General features: G+C 70.9%; 19 protein-coding genes. 13 read left to right on the top strand and 6 right to left on the bottom strand.

Annotated features, from left to right (window positions below):
* Window positions 1-4 precede the first annotated feature (4 nt).
* Window positions 5-1,390, bottom strand: coding sequence for a glycine--tRNA ligase (locus tag ABD120_RS16640; protein ID WP_343950798.1), 1,386 nt, complete (start codon window positions 1,388-1,390; stop codon window positions 5-7).
* 86 nt (window positions 1,391-1,476) lie between these two features.
* Window positions 1,477-1,767 (bottom strand): antibiotic biosynthesis monooxygenase family protein, encoded by a 291-nt coding sequence (locus tag ABD120_RS16635; protein ID WP_343950797.1) that lies wholly within the window; start codon window positions 1,765-1,767, stop codon window positions 1,477-1,479.
* 159 nt (window positions 1,768-1,926) lie between these two features.
* Here ABD120_RS16635 and ABD120_RS16630 point away from each other — a divergent pair, with 159 nt between their 5' ends.
* From ABD120_RS16630 to ABD120_RS16610, 5 genes are read left to right on the top strand one after another with little or no spacing between them, the layout of a single operon-like run.
* Entirely contained in the window at window positions 1,927-2,277 is a 351-nt protein-coding gene (locus tag ABD120_RS16630; protein WP_343950796.1) for a DUF6703 family protein, read from the top strand.
* A gap of 54 nt (window positions 2,278-2,331) precedes the next feature.
* Entirely contained in the window at window positions 2,332-3,240 is a 909-nt protein-coding gene (locus ABD120_RS16625; RefSeq protein WP_343950795.1) for a metal ABC transporter substrate-binding protein, read from the top strand.
* Between the two features lie 11 nt (window positions 3,241-3,251).
* On the top strand, window positions 3,252-4,031 hold the full coding sequence (locus ABD120_RS16620) for a metal ABC transporter ATP-binding protein (protein WP_343950904.1): 780 nt from the start codon (window positions 3,252-3,254) through the stop codon (window positions 4,029-4,031).
* A complete protein-coding gene (locus ABD120_RS16615; RefSeq protein ID WP_343950794.1) occupies window positions 4,028-4,861 on the top strand; it encodes a metal ABC transporter permease in 834 nt (277 codons plus the stop codon). The genes ABD120_RS16620 and ABD120_RS16615 overlap by 4 nt, the downstream gene beginning before the upstream one ends.
* A complete protein-coding gene (locus tag ABD120_RS16610; RefSeq protein ID WP_343950793.1) occupies window positions 4,858-5,247 on the top strand; it encodes a Fur family transcriptional regulator in 390 nt (129 codons plus the stop codon). Before ABD120_RS16615 ends, ABD120_RS16610 begins: the two co-directional genes overlap by 4 nt.
* A gap of 168 nt (window positions 5,248-5,415) precedes the next feature.
* Here ABD120_RS16610 and ABD120_RS16605 read toward each other — a convergent pair whose 3' ends face one another.
* A complete protein-coding gene (locus ABD120_RS16605) occupies window positions 5,416-6,096 on the bottom strand; it encodes a DMT family transporter (protein WP_343950792.1) in 681 nt (226 codons plus the stop codon).
* 73 nt (window positions 6,097-6,169) lie between these two features.
* On the opposite strand from ABD120_RS16605, the gene ABD120_RS16600 reads away from it, so the two are divergent.
* Entirely contained in the window at window positions 6,170-6,718 is a 549-nt protein-coding gene (locus ABD120_RS16600; RefSeq protein ID WP_343950791.1) for a CGNR zinc finger domain-containing protein, read from the top strand.
* Here the strand turns inward: ABD120_RS16600 and ABD120_RS16595 are convergent, their stop codons facing one another.
* Together ABD120_RS16595 and recO are read right to left on the bottom strand one after the other, a co-directional pair.
* Window positions 6,719-7,492, bottom strand: coding sequence for an isoprenyl transferase (locus ABD120_RS16595; protein ID WP_343950790.1), 774 nt, complete (start codon window positions 7,490-7,492; stop codon window positions 6,719-6,721). It abuts the gene before it with no gap.
* Window positions 7,489-8,223, bottom strand: a complete 735-nt coding sequence (gene recO, locus ABD120_RS16590) for a DNA repair protein RecO (RefSeq protein WP_343950789.1) — start codon at window positions 8,221-8,223, stop codon at window positions 7,489-7,491. The genes ABD120_RS16595 and recO overlap by 4 nt, the downstream gene beginning before the upstream one ends.
* Before the next feature lie 118 nt (window positions 8,224-8,341).
* Here recO and ABD120_RS16585 point away from each other — a divergent pair, with 118 nt between their 5' ends.
* On the top strand, window positions 8,342-9,862 hold the full coding sequence (locus tag ABD120_RS16585; protein ID WP_343950788.1) for a CDP-alcohol phosphatidyltransferase family protein: 1,521 nt from the start codon (window positions 8,342-8,344) through the stop codon (window positions 9,860-9,862).
* Window positions 9,859-10,578 carry a DUF5941 domain-containing protein gene (locus tag ABD120_RS16580; protein ID WP_343950787.1) on the top strand — a complete coding sequence of 240 codons (720 nt, stop codon included), beginning with the start codon at window positions 9,859-9,861 and terminating at the stop codon, window positions 10,576-10,578. Before ABD120_RS16585 ends, ABD120_RS16580 begins: the two co-directional genes overlap by 4 nt.
* A 45-nt stretch (window positions 10,579-10,623) precedes the next feature.
* Here ABD120_RS16580 and ABD120_RS16575 read toward each other — a convergent pair whose 3' ends face one another.
* Entirely contained in the window at window positions 10,624-11,571 is a 948-nt protein-coding gene (locus tag ABD120_RS16575; RefSeq protein ID WP_343950786.1) for an isopenicillin N synthase family dioxygenase, read from the bottom strand.
* A gap of 47 nt (window positions 11,572-11,618) precedes the next feature.
* On the opposite strand from ABD120_RS16575, the gene ABD120_RS16570 reads away from it, so the two are divergent.
* From ABD120_RS16570 to ABD120_RS16550, 5 genes are all read left to right on the top strand, one after another.
* Window positions 11,619-12,077, top strand: coding sequence for an Lrp/AsnC family transcriptional regulator (locus tag ABD120_RS16570; protein WP_343950785.1), 459 nt, complete (start codon window positions 11,619-11,621; stop codon window positions 12,075-12,077).
* A 148-nt stretch (window positions 12,078-12,225) separates the two neighbouring features.
* Window positions 12,226-13,017 (top strand): dimethylargininase, encoded by a 792-nt coding sequence (ddaH, locus tag ABD120_RS16565; RefSeq protein WP_343950784.1) that lies wholly within the window; start codon window positions 12,226-12,228, stop codon window positions 13,015-13,017.
* Between the two features lie 19 nt (window positions 13,018-13,036).
* Entirely contained in the window at window positions 13,037-14,245 is a 1,209-nt protein-coding gene (gene rocD / locus ABD120_RS16560) for an ornithine--oxo-acid transaminase (RefSeq protein WP_343950783.1), read from the top strand.
* 115 nt (window positions 14,246-14,360) lie between these two features.
* A complete protein-coding gene (locus ABD120_RS16555; protein WP_343950782.1) occupies window positions 14,361-14,729 on the top strand; it encodes a hypothetical protein in 369 nt (122 codons plus the stop codon).
* Complete coding sequence (locus ABD120_RS16550) at window positions 14,726-16,195, top strand: multicopper oxidase family protein (protein WP_343950781.1); 1,470 nt, start codon at window positions 14,726-14,728, stop codon at window positions 16,193-16,195. The genes ABD120_RS16555 and ABD120_RS16550 overlap by 4 nt, the downstream gene beginning before the upstream one ends.
* Window positions 16,196-16,200: the final 5 nt, after the last annotated feature.

Raw genomic sequence — 16,200 nt, 5'->3', positions numbered from 1 at the left:
ACGGCTAGTCGTTGAGGTGCTGGCGGAGGTAGGCGTCGACGCCGTCGAGCGCGATGCGCTCCTGGCGCATCGAGTCGCGCTCGCGGACCGTCACCGCGTGGTCCTCAAGGGTGTCGAAGTCGACGGTGATGCAGAACGGCGTGCCGATCTCGTCCTGGCGGCGGTAGCGGCGCCCGATCGCGCCCGCGTCGTCGAACTCGACGTTCCAGCGGCGGCGCAGCTGCGCGGCGAGGTCGCGGGCCTTGGGCGACAGGTCGGCGTTGCGCGACAGCGGCAGCACCGCGGCCTTGACCGGCGCGAGCCGGTGGTCGAGGCGCATGACCGTGCGCTTCTCCATGACGCCCTTGGCGTTGGGCGCCTCGTCCTCGGTGTAGGCGTCGAGCAGGAAGGTGAGGGTCGCGCGGTCGACACCGGCCGCGGGCTCGATGACGTAGGGGACGTAGCGCTCACCGGTGTCCTGCTCGAAGAACGACAGATCGACGCCGCTGGCCTTGCCGTGGGCGGTGAGGTCGAAGTCGGTGCGGTTGGCGACGCCTTCGAGCTCGCCCCACTCGGACCCGGCGAAGTTGAAGCGGTACTCGACGTCGACGGTGCGCTTGGCGTAGTGGGACAGCTTGTCCTTCGGGTGCTCGTAGAGGCGCAGGTTGTCCTTGTTGATGCCGAGGTCGGAGTACCAGCGGAAACGCTCGTCGATCCAGTACTGGTGCCATTCCTCGTCGGTGCCGGGCTTGACGAAGAACTCCATCTCCATCTGCTCGAACTCGCGGGTGCGGAAGATGAAGTTGCCCGGGGTGATCTCGTTGCGGAACGACTTGCCGATCTGGCCGATGCCGAAGGGGATCTTGCGGCGGGCCGACTGCTGCACGTTGAGGTAGTTGATGAAGATGCCCTGGGCGGTCTCCGGGCGCAGGTAGGCCAGGCCGGACTCGTCCTCGACCGGGCCGAGGTAGGTCTTGAGCAGGCCGCTGAACTGGCGCGGCTCGGTGAAGGCGCCCCTGTTGCCGCAGTTGGGGCAGGTGATGTCGGCCAGGCCCTGCTCGGGCAGCTTGCTGTTCTTCTCCTCGTACGCCTCGATGAGGTGGTCGGCGCGGAAGCGCTTGTGGCAGGACTGGCACTCGGTGAGCGGGTCGGTGAAGGTCTCGACGTGACCGGAGGCCTGCCACACCTCGCGGGCGAGGATGACGCAGGAGTCGATGCCCACGACGTCCTCGCGGGCCTGGACCATGGCCTGCCACCACTGCCGCTTGACGTTGTTCTTCAGCTCGACGCCCAGCGGGCCGTAGTCCCAGGACGCACGGAGTCCGCCGTAGATCTCGCTCGACGGGTAGACGAGCCCTCTGCGCTTGGCGAGGCTGACGATGGTGTCCATGACGTCTGTACGGCGTGCCATGAGGATGGGTCTCTTTCCGGCTGGAGGTCGGCGAGGGAACGGATGAGCTCCCAGCTTAGGGGACGTCGGGCCGCCCTCGCGCGCGACTAATGCTCTTGTCCGGTCACGTACACGTCCTCGAAGGCGGTGGGCTCGTTGACCATGAGGATCATGAGCGGATACATCGCCATTCGGGCGGCCGACAGGGCTCTGCGGTAGAAGCCCGCCCCCTCCCATTCGCTGACCAGCGCCCAGAGATTGGGCTCGTCCACCGAGCGGGCCAGCCTGCCGCGCAGGTAGCCGGGCTGCTCGGCGAGGACGTCGAGGATGGAGTGGCCCTGTTTGACGAAGTCCTGGGACTGGGCTTCGGGAACGGTGTAACGGATTACGGCGAGCACAGACACAGAATGTCAGACGATCTCCGCTCCATGGGCCCGCGCGCCGCCCGGATCGCCAGGCCGGTCCACTCTTGTGGTGAAAACGCCCACACGACAGGTGCCGTCTTCCCGGTGCGGAGGACATGGCGTCACCACGGAGGGGACGGTTACGCTCACTCTGTGGGTACGAGAAAAGGACGTCCGCTCCCTCCGGGTGAGCAGTTCTTCACCCCGGGTGCCACCGGGCTGCGCAAGGCGGTCGAGCGGCGCAGCGCGGCGCCCGCCGTGTTCCTGTTCACCCAGGTGCCGCGCTGGGCGGTGCCCGTCGCCATGGTGGTGCTGCTGCTCACCGGCCTGGCCGTCACCGGCTGGGCGGGCGGGCTCGCGGTGCTGCCGGTGATCGCGTTCGTGCTGTGGATGGCCTATCTGTCGTGGCCGTCGCTGGCCACCGGCGGCAAGTTGCTGCGGGTGGTGCTGCTGACGTTCCTGACACTGGTGGTTCTGACCCGATTTGGCGCGATACCCCTTTGACGGGATATTTCGCGACTTTGACAACCGTTTTCATTTTGTCGCATACTTACCTCCATGATGTCAGGACATGTCCGCTTTCGCGGCGCCGCGCTCCTCGTCGGTACCGCGCTGCTCGCCACCGCCTGCGGCGCCGGAACGGCGCCGGGCACGAGCGGTGACACGCCTGCCGTGGTCGCCGCCGTCTACCCCCTCCAGTGGCTGAGCGAGCAGGTCGGCGGTTCCGACGTCAAGGTCAGCGGGCTCACCTCGCCCGGCGTCGAGCCCCACGACGCCGAACTCGGCCCCCAGCAGATGGCCGACCTGCAGTCCTCCGTCCTGACCGTCTACATCAAGGGCCTGCAGCCCGCCGTCGACGACGCCGTCGCAGGCGAGGCCAAGGGCTTCGACGCGGCCTCCGCCGTACAGGTGCTCGAAGGCGAGCACCACGAGGACGACGGCCACGGGCACGAGGCCCCGACCGACCCCCACATCTGGCTCGACCCGAGCCGCCTCGCCCGCGTCGCCACGCAACTCGGCGACCGGCTGGCCGCCGCCGCGCCCGAGCAGGCCCAGGGCTTCAAGGACCGCGCCGCCGCGACCTCGGCCGCCCTCACCGCCCTCGACGAGGAGATGGCCGACGGCCTCGCCCAGTGCGCCGGGAAGAGCCTGGTCACCAGCCACGAGGCGTTCGGCTACCTCGCCGACCGCTACCGGCTCAAGCAGGTCGGCATCACGCTCGACCCCGAGTCCGAGCCGTCGCCCGCCCGCATCGCCGAGGTCGCGAAGATCGCCAGGGCGGAGAAGGTGAGCACCGTCTTCACCGAGTCCCTCGCCAGCCCCAAGGTCGCCGAGGTGCTCGCGAGCGAGGTGGGCGCCAAGACCGCCGCGCTCGACCCGCTGGAGAGCAAGCCCGCCTCCGGCGACTACCTGTCCGCCATGCGGGCCAACCTCGCGACCCTCCGTACCGCTCTGGGGTGCACGTGAACGTCTTCGAGATGACGGGCGCGCAGGTCGTGCTCGACGGCCGCGCGGTCCTGCGCGGCACCGACCTCGCCGTGACTCCCGGCGAGGTCGTCGCCGTGACGGGCGCCAACGGCTCGGGCAAGTCCACGCTGGTGCGCGCCCTGCTCGGCCTGGTCCCGCTCACGGCCGGGCAGACCCTCCTGTACGGTTCCCCGCCCGCCCGCTTCCGCCAGTGGCACCGGGTCGGCTACGTGCCGCAGCGCCTGGCCGTCGGCGGCGGTGTGCCCGCGACCGTCTCCGAGATCGTGACCTCCGGGCGTGTCGCCAGGCAGCGGCGGCTGCGCAGGACCAGCGCGGCCGACCGTGAGGCCGTCGCCCGCGCGCTGCGCGCCGTCGACCTGTTCGACCGGGCCGGCGACCCGGTGCAGTCGCTGTCCGGCGGCCAGCAGCAGCGGGTACTGATCGCCCGCGCGCTGGCGGGCGAGCCCGACGTGTTCGTCATGGACGAGCCCATGGCGGGCGTCGACGCCGAAAGCCAGCGGCTGCTCGCGGGCACGCTCGCCGCACTGGCCGAGGAAGGCAGGACCGTGGTGCTGGTGCTGCACGAGTCCGGCCCGCTCGCACCGGTCCTGACCCGCCGCGTCGTCGTCCGCGACGGCCGCGCCGAGGACGCCGACGGTGTCGCCGGTGCCGCTGCGATAGGCAGGTCCGGCGAAGGTGCCGAGGGCGGCATCGTCGACGAACTCTCCGGCAGACCTGGCGAAAACGCCGGGAACGGCCAGGCACTCACCCCCGTGCGGGGGCGGCCGTGATCGAGTTGCTCCGGCTGGAGTTCTTCCAGCTCGCCCTCGTCGCCGCGCTGCTGGTGGGCCTGTGCGCGCCCGCCGTCGGCACCTTCGTCGTGCAGCGCAAGCTGTCGCTGCTCGGCGACGGCATCGGCCACGTGGCGCTCACCGGCGTGGCGCTCGGCTTCCTGACCAGCACCGAACCCGTCGTGACCGCCGTGATCGTCGCGGTCGCGGGCGCGGTCGCCATCGAACTCGTCAGGGCGCGCGGCCGCACCAGCGGCGACGTCGCCCTCGCGCTGCTGTTCTACGGCGGCATCGCGGGCGGCGTCATGCTCATGGCCGTCGCCCCCGGCGGCGCCAACGGCAAGCTGACCTCCTACCTGTTCGGCGCCATCGCCAGCGTCAAGCCCCAGGACATCTGGATCATCGGCGGCCTGGCCGTGGCCGTCATCGGCGTCGTCGCGGTGTTCGGCAGGGAACTGTTCGTCCTGTGCCAGGACGAGGACCTGGCCAAGGCCAGCGGGCTGCCGGTGCGCCTGCTCAGCCTGGTCCTGGCCGTCACCGCCGCGCTGACCGTGGTCATCGCGATGCGCGTGGTCGGCCTGCTGCTCGTCAGCGCGCTCATGGTCATCCCGGTCGCCACGAGCCAGCAACTCACCCGGGGCTTCCGCAGTACGATGGTGCTGTCCATGGGGCTCGGCGTCCTCGCGGCTGTGGGCGGGTTGCTGGTGTCCACCGCCTCCCCGAAGATCCCGCCGGGCGCCTCGATCGTGCTTCTCGGCCTCGCCGGCTACGTCCTGGCCCTCGGAATCGGTAGATTCGTACGGGGAGCCAGACCACGGGAGTCCACATGACCACCAGACGCGACGCTGTGCACGACACCCTGCGCCGCAGTGAGGGTTTTCGCAGCGCGCAGGACGTGTACGCCGAGATGCGCCAGGACGGCGCCAAGATCGGCCTGACCACCGTCTACCGCGCGCTGCAGGCGCTCGCCGACGGGGGCCAGGTCGACGTGCTCCGTACCGACGAGGGCGAGTCCGTCTACCGGGCCTGCGCGACCGACGCCCACCACCATCATCTGGTCTGCCGCCGGTGCGGCCACACCGTCGAGGTGGCCGGTCCCGCGGTCGAGCGGTGGGCGGAGGCCGTGGGCGGCGAGCACGGCTTCACCGAGGTCACTCACACCGTCGAGGTGTTCGGCACCTGCGCGTCCTGCTCGTCGGCCGTGCGCGCGGGCTGAGCGCCGCGCCGGGAACCGTACAGCACACCGACGACCACGATCGCGCACCCGGCCAGTTTGGAGGGCGGAGGGGCGCTCGCCGAGCGCGAGCGCCGAGATCGCGACCGTGGTCATCGGCTGGACGAGCAGGAGCAGCGCGGTCAGGGCCGCGGGCTGCCTGGGCAGCGCTCAGGTGATGAGCACCCAGCCGAGCACCTGCGGCCCGAGGGCCAGCAGGAGCAGCCAGCCGTGGGCGGGCCAGGAGGGCAGCGGGTCGGCGCCGCCGAACAGCGGGCCGAGCAGCGCGATCGCCGCCGTCGCGACCACCGTCGAGTGGGCCAGTGCCCCCATGGCGTGCCCGGAGCCCGCTCTCATGAGCAGCAGGTAGGCGGCGTAGGCGAGCGAGGTCGCGAGCCCGAACAGCGCGCCGCGCGCCGGGTCCGCGCCGTCGAGGACGCCCGAGATGAGCACGACGCCGCCGAACACCACCGGCGTGGCCGCCATCAGCGAGGCCGAGGGCCGCTCGCGGAAGATCGCCCACGCGGCGAAGGCCACGATGAAGACCTGCAGGTTGCCGAGCACGGTGGCGAGACCGGCGCCGACGTAGTCGATGGCGTGGTGCCATAACAGCAGGTCGAGCGCGAACAGCAGGCCCGCGGCCCAGGCCAGGCGGCGGGTACGCGGGGGGGCGGGGCCGAGCCTGCGCCGTTCGAGCCAGGCCAGAAGTATCATGGGGGGCACGGCGTACGCGCACCTGAAGAGGGCGGAGGTCGCCGGCGAGACGTCTGACAGTCGCACGAGCGGCGCGGACGTGGAGATCACCAACGCTCCGGCCACCGCGACGAGCACGATACGGCGATGTGGACTCATCGAGCACCCCCGTCCGCCCCGTCGGAGAGATACGCTTCGTTCACGCTAGGACCGGGTCCAGACAGGAGTCAATATGCCGTTTGGCCATGACACGGTGCACGCGCTGGCCACGGTCGTCGAGCTCGTCAACACCTCCCCCTCCACCGGTGGCGAGGACGACCTGGCCGACCTCGACGACCTCCAGGTGTTCGTCGACTCGCGGCAGGTCAGCGGGATCACCACGCTCGGCCCCCGCGACCTCGGGCAGGTGCGGATCGTGCGCGAGTCCCTCCACCGGGTCTTCACCGCCCCCGACCAGGCGACGGCGGTGCGGCTGCTCAACGGCATGCTGTCGGAGACCCGCATCACCGCGCGGCTCACCGAGCACGACGGCCACCCGCTGCACGTGCACTACTTCGCCTCCGACGCGACGCTGGCCGAGCACCTGGCCGCCGACTGCGGGGTCGCGCTGGCGCACCTGCTGGTCGACGGCGAGTACGAGCGGCTGCGCACGTGCTCGGCGCCCGACTGCGACCGGGTGTTCGTCGACGAGTCGCGCAACCGCTCGCGCGTCTACTGCGACAGCCGCACCTGCGGCAACCGCATGCACGTGGCGGCCTACCGGGCCCGCCGCCGCGCCTGATCAGACGGGGTTGGGCAGGGCGCCGCCGTAGCGCCGGTCGCGCCGTGCGTAGGTCTCGCACGCCTGCCACAGGTCGCGGCGGTCGAAGTCGGGCCACAGCCGGTCGAGGAAGACCATCTCGGCGTAGGCGGACTGCCACAGCAGGAAGTTGGAGAAGCGCTGCTCGCCCGACGAGCGCACGAACAGGTCGACCGCAGGGATGTCGGGCTCGTCGAGGTAGCGGGCGAAGACCTTCTCGTCGACCCGGCCCCGCCTGACCCGCCCGGCGGCGAGGTCGTCGGCCAGCCGCAGCGCCGCCTCCACGATCTCGGCCTGGCCGCCGTAGTTGACGCAGAACTGCAACGTCAGCGTACGGTTGCCCGCCGTCATCTCCTGCGCGGTCTCCAGCTCGGAGATGACGCTCTTCCACAGCCGGCCGGGCTTGCCCGCCCAACGCACCCGCACCCCCATCGCGTTGAGCTCGTCGCGGCGGCGGCGGATGACATCGCGGTTGAAGCCCATGAGAAACCGGACCTCGTCGGGCGAGCGCTTCCAGTTCTCGGTGGAGAAGGCGTAGGCCGACAGGTAGGGGACGCCGAGCTCGATCGCCCCTTCGATCACGTCGAACAGGGAGGACTCACCCGCCTTGTGCCCCTCGGTGCGGGGCAGCCCGCGCTGCTTGGCCCAGCGGCCGTTGCCGTCCATGACGATCGCCACGTGCCTCGGCACCAGCTCGCGCGGCAGCCGCGGCGGGGTGGCGCCGGACGGGTGGGGCGTGGGGGGACGGACGTTCAAACCGGTTCCCTTTCTACGTGCCGAAGCGAGCGGATGCCGTGTTCGAGATGCCACTGCAGATAGGCCGCGACCAGGCCGCTGCACTCGCTGCGGTGGCGCGGCAGCGACGCGTCGGCGGTGGTCCAGTCGCCCCGCAGCAACGCCGTCATCAGGCCGATCGTCTCGATCGCGGGAACGGCCGAACCGGCCGGTTTGCAGCCGCCGCAGACCACGCCGCCGGAGACGATGGCGAAGGCCCTGATGGCGGGCGCGCGGCACTTGGCGCAGGCTTCCAACGCCGGAGCGTACCCCGCGACGGCCAGTGAGCGCAGGAAGTAGGCGTCGAGGACGAGCCTGGACTCGTGGCTGCCGTCGGCCAGTGTGCGCAGCCCGCCCACCAGGAGCAGGAACTGGCGCAGCGCGGGTTCCTTCTCGCCGTGGGTGAGCCGGTCGGCGGTCTCCAGCATGGCGCTGCCCGAGGTGTAGCGGGGGTAGTCGGCGGCCAGCGACTCGCCGTAGGGGCGGAGGGTCTCGGCCTGGGTGACGACGTCGAGGCTGCGGCCGACGTGAAGCTGCAGGTCTACGTGGGTGAACGGCTCCAGTCGCGCGCCGAAGCGCGAGGTCGTGCGCCGCACGCCCTTGGCGACCGCTCTGACCTTGCCGGTGCGCTTGGTGAGGATGGTGATGATGCGGTCGGCCTCACCCAGTTTCTGCGTGCGCAGGACCACGCCTTCGTCACGGTAGAGACTCACCCGCTCATCCTATGGCCGCCCCAAGGTGGACCGCCTTTGCCGAACGCTCACTAGACTTTGACGCCTGTCCCCGCATCACCCGTTGTTCAACCCCCCGCAACTGCCTCGAAAGGGAGTCATGACCCGCGTGGTCCTGCTGGGCTCTTCGCCCGGCCCCGACACCGCTCCGACCGGCCTCCGGCTGGCCGCGCTGCCCGGCACCCCCACGGTGGCCGAGCGGCTGCGCGGTCAGATCCTCTCCCTGGATCCGCAGCCGGCCACGATCGAGCCGACCGACGTGGCCGCCGCCCTGCGTGCCCTTGCCGACGTCGCAGAATCCGCAACGGACAACCTGCTCATCCTCCCCGCCAACTCGGTCGTCCACGACGAGCTGATCTACCAGATCACCAAGGCCAAGCGCGGTGCGCTGGCGCTCATCGCCAAGGAGCCGAGGCCAGAGACCGCCGGCGAGGAGGCCGAGGAGGCGCCGGAGGACACCGTACCCATCGACGAGGCCGAGCCCGAGATCGGCGAGCACCGGCTGGAGGGCCTGCCGGTGCGGGCGCGGGCGGGCAAGTCGCGCATCGTCTCGGTCGGCACCGCCCGCATCCGGGTGACCAGGCCCAACGCCATCCTGCTCGGGCCGCTGCACCTCAAGGCCACGCACATGCAGACGCTCGCGGACACCTGCCGCGAGCTGGCCGGGATGACCGACCGGTTCGGCCCCGACGACGACCTGGTCCAGCTCATCGTCTTCGGCCTGGTGCGCAAGGGCGTCTCCGTCGGTCTGCGCGGACGCCGCGACCTGTTCTACCGCCGCGTGACCACCCAGGGGGAGGTCAACGAGGCGGGCACCGAGCTCATCGGCATGAACGAGGACCGCGCACGGCTCGACAACGCGGTCAAGGGCGCCGACGGCTTCTTCACCACCTACTTCGTCTCGACCTACTCCCGCTTCATCGCCCGCTGGGCGGCCAGGCGGGGGCTGACGCCCAACCAGGTGACGCTGATCTCCATCGCCCTGGGCGTGGCCGCCGCGGCCTGCTTCGCCACCGGCGAGCGGCCGTGGATGGTGGCCGGTGGCGTGCTCATCTACTTCGCCTTCGTCTTCGACTGCGTCGACGGCCAGGTCGCCCGCTACGCGCGCAAGTTCGGCGTGCTCGGGGCGTGGCTCGACGCGACGTTCGACCGGTTCAAGGAGTATGTCGTCTTCGCCGGCCTCGCGGTCGGCTGGGTCGTGTCGGGCAACTCCGACGACATCTGGGTGCTCGCGCTGGCCGCGCTCGCCCTGCAGTCGACACGCCACCTGCTCGACTTCTCCTTCGGCATCGCCAACCGCCGCAAGCCCGCGCGGCAGCTGCCCACGCTGGCGCTGGACGCGCCGGACGACCGCTCGCTGCGCAGGGACCTGGAGCAGCGCCGGGCCGAGCGCAGCCAGGGCATCAGGGGCCTGCTGAAGATGTGGACCAGGGCCGGTCGGTTCCGCGCGGTCCATTGGGCGCGTAAAATGATCGTCTTCCCCATCGGCGAGCGTTTCGCGGCCATCGCGATCACCGCCGCCCTCTTCGACGCCCGTGTCACCTTCCTCACGCTGGTGATCTGGGGTTCCGTCGCAGCCGCCTACACCCTCACCGGACGCCTCATGAGGTCGCTCGCATGATCACCCAACCGCAGGCCCCCGCAACCCCCGCCCCGGACCCGGACGAGGAGCGCCGCCGGATCCAGACCGCCCGCCTGCTCGCCTACCGCGACGACGGTCCCCTGGTCCACGCCCTGTCCGGCCGCCTCGGCAAGGGGCTGCCCCCCGTGCCGGCGACGCTGGCCGCGCTGGTCGCGGTCATCGTGCTCGGCGTCGCCGGGCTGATCGAGCCCGGCCCGATGCTGTTCGTGGCGCCGCTGATCGTGGTGGTGCTCGTGCTGCCCACGGCGCCGCGCGACCACCTCGGCCGCCTCGACTGGCTCACGCCGCCGCTGCTGCGCGCGGCCGAGTTCATCACGCTCATCCTCGTCGGCCTGGCCGCCGACGCGCCCAAGTGGCTGCTGTTCGTGCTGCTGTACGTGGTCGGCTACCACACCTACGACACCGTCTACCGCACCCGGCAGAGCATCTGGCCGCCCGCGTGGGTCTTCTACGCGGGGCTCGGCTGGGAGCTGCGGCTGCTGGTGCTCGGCGCGGGCGCCGCGCTCGGGATCTTCCCGTGGGTGCTGGGCGTGCTGACGGCGTACCTGCTGGTGCTGTTCGCGGTCGAGAGCGTCACGTCGTGGGTGCGCCTCGACAAGGCCTCCGCCCAGGCGGGCGCCGACGCCGAACAGGACCTGGAGGCCTCCCCCGAGGAGGTCCAGGAGGCCGCGACCGGCGAGGCCGACAAGGGCTGAGAGCCATTCGCAAGGCCGGGCACCGGGGCAGGTGCCCGGCCTTCGCTATGCGCCGAGCACGTCGTCGCGCAGGCGGGGGAAGACCTTGGCGACCTTGCCCAGCAGGTAGTCGCCGTAGGTGCCGGTGAAGGCGCGCAGGTCCTGGCCGTCCCAGCGGGCGCGGCCCCCTTCGGTGTACGGCAGCGGCGGCACCTCGCTGTCCCAGCCGGGGTCGAAGAAGAACGGGAAGCTGAGCCGTTCGTTGCCGCTCAGGTTGCGCACCCGGTGCGGCGTCGAGCGGTAGTGGCCGCCGGTGAGCTTGTCGAGCATGTCGCCGATGTTGCACACGAAGGTGCCGGGTATCGGCGGCGCGTCCACCCAGCCGCGCGGCGTGTGCACCTGCAGTCCGCCGTTGGAATCCTGGAGCAGCAGGGTGAGCAGCCCGTAGTCGGTGTGCTCGCCGACGCCCCAGCCGTCGTCGCCGGGCGGGGCGGGCGGGTAGTGGAAGATCCGGAACAGGATCGTGGGCCGCGCGGTGTATCCGGCGGCGAAGTAGTCGCGGGGCAGGCCGAGGCTGAGCGCGACGCCGCCCATGACGGTCTGCGCGAGCCCGCTCATGGCCGCCAGGTAGGCGAGGACGCTCTCGCGCAGTTCGGGCACCTGGGCGGGGAACAGGTTGGGCCCGTGCAGCGGCAGGTCGCCGGGTGGCCGCTCCTCGCCGAAGTAGACGCCCTCCTTGAGGTCGGGGCGGCCGGAGGTGAGTTCGCCGCCGACGGGGAAGTAGCCGCGCCAGGCCCGGCCGCCGTACTCCATGGCGATCTCGTTCTTCGCCTCCTGCGGCAGCGCGAAGAACTCCCTGGCCGCCGCGTCGAGGCGGGTGGTCAGTGCGTCGGGCACGCCGTGCCCGGTGACGTAGAAGAAGCCGCTGTCGCGGCAGGCGGCGCCGATCTCGGCCGCCGCGTCCGTGCCGCCCGCGCGCAGGGACGTAAGGTCGATCACCGGCAGTTCGCTCACATCCCCATTGTGCGGGACGGACGCCCGCGAGGCTGTATACAGGTCGCGTGGAACTGGATCGGCTGGACCGCGAGATCATCGGTGCGCTCGTGGAGGACGCGCGGGCGACGTACGCGGAGATCGGGCAGCAGGTGGGCCTGTCGGCCTCGGCGGTGAAACGGCGGGTGGACCGGTTGCGCGACACCGGCACGATCACCGGGTTCACCGCCCGGGTGGCGCCGCAGGCGCTCGGGTGGACGACCGAGGCGTACGTCGAGTTGTTCTGCCAGGGCAAGACCAAGCCGTCCGACATCGCGCTGGCGGTCTCGCGCTATCCGGAGGTGGTGTCGGCGGCCACGATCACCGGGGAGGCCGACGCGCTGCTGCACATCAGGGCGACGGACGTGCGGCATGTCGAGCGGGTCATCGAGCACATCGCGGCGATGCCGTTCGTGGTGCGTACGAAGAGTTCGATCGTGCTGTCGCGGCTGGTCGACACCCCGCCGGGCGCGGCCACTCCGGACTGACGCAACGGATCGCCGGGCTCTCGCGAAGACACGCAACAGAACCGCGCGAAGACGCAATATCGGTGGCTTGGCCTGCATAAACATACATTCTTAGGCTGTCTCCGTCCCCCATTGGGCGACGCCCTCACTACGGCCGACGGAGATCCGCATGCCCAAGCACTTCCTGATGTGCCGCCCTGAGCACTTCACGGTCGAGTACGCCATCAACCCGTGGATGGACCCGGAGGCCGGCGCCGACCGGGAGGTGGCGATCCGGCAGTGGGAGGCCCTGAAGGCCGCCTACGAGGGCCTCGGGCACGAGGTCAGCCTGATCGACCCGGTCGAGGGGCTGCCCGACATGGTGTTCGCCGCCAACGGGGCACTGGTCGTGGGCGGCCGGGTGTTCGGCGCGCGCTTCGCCTTCCCCGAGCGCGGCCCCGAGGGCCCGGCCTACCTGCGGTGGTTCAGCGACCGGGGCTTCCCCGTGAAGGCCGCCGAGTACGTCAACGAGGGCGAGGGCGACTTCCTCACTCTGGACGAGGTCGTCCTCGCGGGCACCGGCTTCCGCACCGACCCCAGGGCGCACCAGGAGGCGCAGGAGTTCCTGGGGCGGCCGGTGATCTCGTTGTCGCTGGTAGATCCCCGTTTCTACCACCTCGACACGGCGCTATTCTCACTCGACGGGCGAAATGTCGCCTACTATCCGGATGCCTTCTCCGCAGGCAGCCAGGAGGTGCTGCGGCGGCTGTTCCCCGACGCCGTGCTCGCGAGCGCCGCGGACGCCGAGGTCCTCGGCCTCAACGCGGTCAGCGACGGCGAGCACGTCGTGATCAACGCCGAGGCGGCCGAACTGTCGCTCGAACTCAAGCGCCGGGGCTACACGGTGATCCCGGTCGACCTGTCCGAGCTGCGCAAGGCCGGCGGTGGTCCCAAGTGCTGCACGCTCGAAATTCGGGCATGAAACCATATAGGGGGAGAAAATGACCAGGACACAAGAGCTGATCGACATCAGCGAGCGGCGCAGCGCCCACAACTACCACCCGCTGCCCGTGGTGATCCACGAAGCGCACGGGGCCTGGGTCACCGACGTCGAGGGCAACCGCTACCTGGACTTCCTGTCCGGCTACTCCAGCCTGAACTTCGGGCACGGCAACGAGAAGATCATCGAGGCCGCGCAGAAGCAGCTCCAGAACCTCACGCTCACCAGCCGCGCCTTCTACCACGACCAGTTCGCGCAGTTCTGCGCCGGACTCGGCGACCTGACCGGCAAGGACATGATCCTGCCGATGAACACCGGCGCCGAGGCCGTCGAGACCGCGATCAAGGTCGCCCGCAAGTGGGGCTACCAGGTCAAGGGCGTCGCCCCCGACCGGGCCAACATCATCGTGATGGAGGACAACTTCCACGGCCGCACCACCACGATCATCAGCTTCTCCACCGACCCGGACGCGCACGACGACTTCGGCCCGTACACCCCCGGCTTCAAGATCGTGAAGTACGGCTCGGCCGAGGCGATCCGCGAGGCCATCGACGCCGACACCGTCGCCGTGCTCGTCGAGCCCATCCAGGGCGAGGCGGGCGTGCTGGTGCCGCCGGACGGCTACCTGCGCCAGGTGCGCGAGATCTGCACGGCGGAGAACGTGCTGATGATCGCCGACGAGATCCAGTCGGGCCTCGGCCGCACCGGCAAGACCTTCGCCTGCGACCATGAGAACGTCGTGCCCGACGTCTACATCATGGGCAAGGCCCTCGGCGGCGGCGTCGTCCCGGTCTCGGCCATCGCCGCGAACCAGGACGTGCTCGGCGTCATCCAGCCCGGCCAGCACGGCTCCACCTTCGGCGGCAACCCGCTGGCCTGCGCCGTCGGCAACGCGGTCATCGACCTCCTCAACACCGGCGAGTTCCAGGCCCGCGCCACCCGCCTCGGCGACCTCATGCACGCGCGGCTGAACGAGCTCGTGGGCCACGGTGTGGTGACCGTACGGGGGCGGGGGCTGTGGGCCGGGGTGGACATCGACCCGTCGCTGGCGAGCGGCCGCGAGGTGTCGAAGGCGCTGCTCGCGCTGGGCGTGCTGGCCAAGGACACCCACGGCTCGACCGTACGGCTGGCACCGCCGATCGTGATCTCGGAAGAGGACCTGATGTGGGCACTCGACCGGCTGGCCGAGGCCATCGAGTCCTTCCGCTGAGTGACGACTACGCCGGGCGTAGTAGCGGGCGACCGCGCTACGCCCGGCGTCGTACACCCGGCTGTAGTCCCTTGGAGGACGCGTCGGCCCAGACCGGGGCGAGAGCATCGGGGGCATGAGTGACCCATCCCGATTCCAGGGCTTCCTCCGGGTGACCACTGCGCTGCAGGCGGCCGCCGTCCTCTCGCAGGGCGTCACCGCGGGAATGCTGCTCAGCTCGTCCGGCGGGCGTCCCGCCCACGTGATCTTCGCCTACGTCACCCTCGCGACGATCCTGCTCAACCTCGTCGCCTCCGTCATGTCCGGGCGCTCGTTCCGCGCCTGGGCCCCGGCGCTGGCCTTGCTGGTGCTCGCCGTCGTCCAGACGGTGATCGGCATATTGAAGATGCGCGGCCTGCACGTGCCGCTCGGCGTGCTCATGTTCGGCTTCGCCATGCTGCAGCTGTCCCGGGCGTGGCCCAGCCGCAGAGTGTCGCCCGCGTGAGAGTGAACCTGAGCAGGAGGCGGCTCTTCCGGTTGGCCGGTCTGGGCGCGGTGGCCGCCACCGCGTCCGGGTGCGGCCTCCTGCCAGGCACTCCACTGCCCAAGCTGCTGACCAGCGCCGCGCCGCTGCCGATGCCGTTCACGACGGACCTGCCGCTGCCCTCGGTCGCGCGCCCGACGCGCACGGACAGCGGCGCCGACTACTACGACCTGGTGGCGCGGACGGCCGACGTGGAGATCCTGCCCGGACTGCGCACCCGCATCCTCGGGTACGGCGGCACCTTCCCCGGCCCGACGATCCAGGCCCGCAGCGGGCGGCGCACGGTCGTCCGGCTGGACAACGGGCTCGACGTCCCCACGGTCATGCACCTGCACGGCGGGCACACCCCGCCCGAGCACGACGGCTACCCGACCGACCTGATCCAGCCCCGCGCGAAACGCGACTACGACTTCCCCCTGTCCCAGCGCGCGGCCACGCTGTGGTACCACGACCATCGCATGGACTACACCGGGCCGCAGGTCTGGCAGGGGCTGGCGGGGTTCTTCCTGGTCCGCGACGCCGAGGAGGAGGCGCTGCCGCTGCCGTCAGGTGAGCGGGACGTGCCGCTGCTGATCTGCGACCGCGCCTTCTCCGCCGACGGCTCGATGCCCTACCCGGGCCGCCCGAACGGCCCCGGCGCCGCCGGGGAGTTCATGGGCGGGGTGCTCGGCGACGTCATCCTGGTCAACGGGGCGCCCTGGCCGCAGCTGCGGGTCGAGCGGGCCCGATACCGGTTCCGGCTGCTCAACGGCTCCAACGCGCGCACGTACGAGCTGGCGCTGGCGCCCGGCAGGCCGATCACGCAGATCGGCTCCGACGGCGGGCTGCTGGCCGCCCCGGTCCGGCTGGAGAAGGTACGGCTGGCCCCCGGCGAGCGCGCCGACGTGGTCGTGGACTTCTCCGCCTACCCGGTGGGCGGGCAGGTCGAGCTGCGCAACCTGCTCGGCGAGGGGCCGCAGGCCCAGGTGATGCGCTTCGTGGTGGACCGCGCCGCCAAGGACGACTCCGCGGTGCCCGCAACGCTGTCGCGCGTGGAGGTGCTCGACCCGGCCGCCGCAAAGGCCACCAGGGACTTCCAGTTCAGCAGCGGCTCGACGCACCACGGCGACGGCTGGGTGATCAACGGTGAGGCGTACAAACCTGGACGGTTCGTCGCCCGGCCCAAGCTGGGCGACGTCGAGGTGTGGCGCTTCACCAGCGACGTCGCCCACCCGGTCCATCTGCATCTGGCACACTTCCAGGTGGTGTCGATCGACGGCGAGCGCCCTGCCGGGCCGCCGATGTGGAAGGACACCGTGGAACTGCGCGACGCGCAGACCGTGGAGATCGTCACCCGCTTCACCGGCTACCGGGGCAAGTACGTCATGCACTGCCACAACCTGGAACACGAGGACATGGCGATGATGGCGGACTTCGAGGTGATCTGACCCGG

It is taken from the genome of Nonomuraea longicatena (genome assembly GCF_039525605.1).
Lineage (GTDB): Bacteria > Actinomycetota > Actinomycetes > Streptosporangiales > Streptosporangiaceae > Nonomuraea > Nonomuraea longicatena.
Note: the sequence above shows the minus strand (reverse complement) of the source record. Positions and strands in the feature narration are given on the sequence as shown.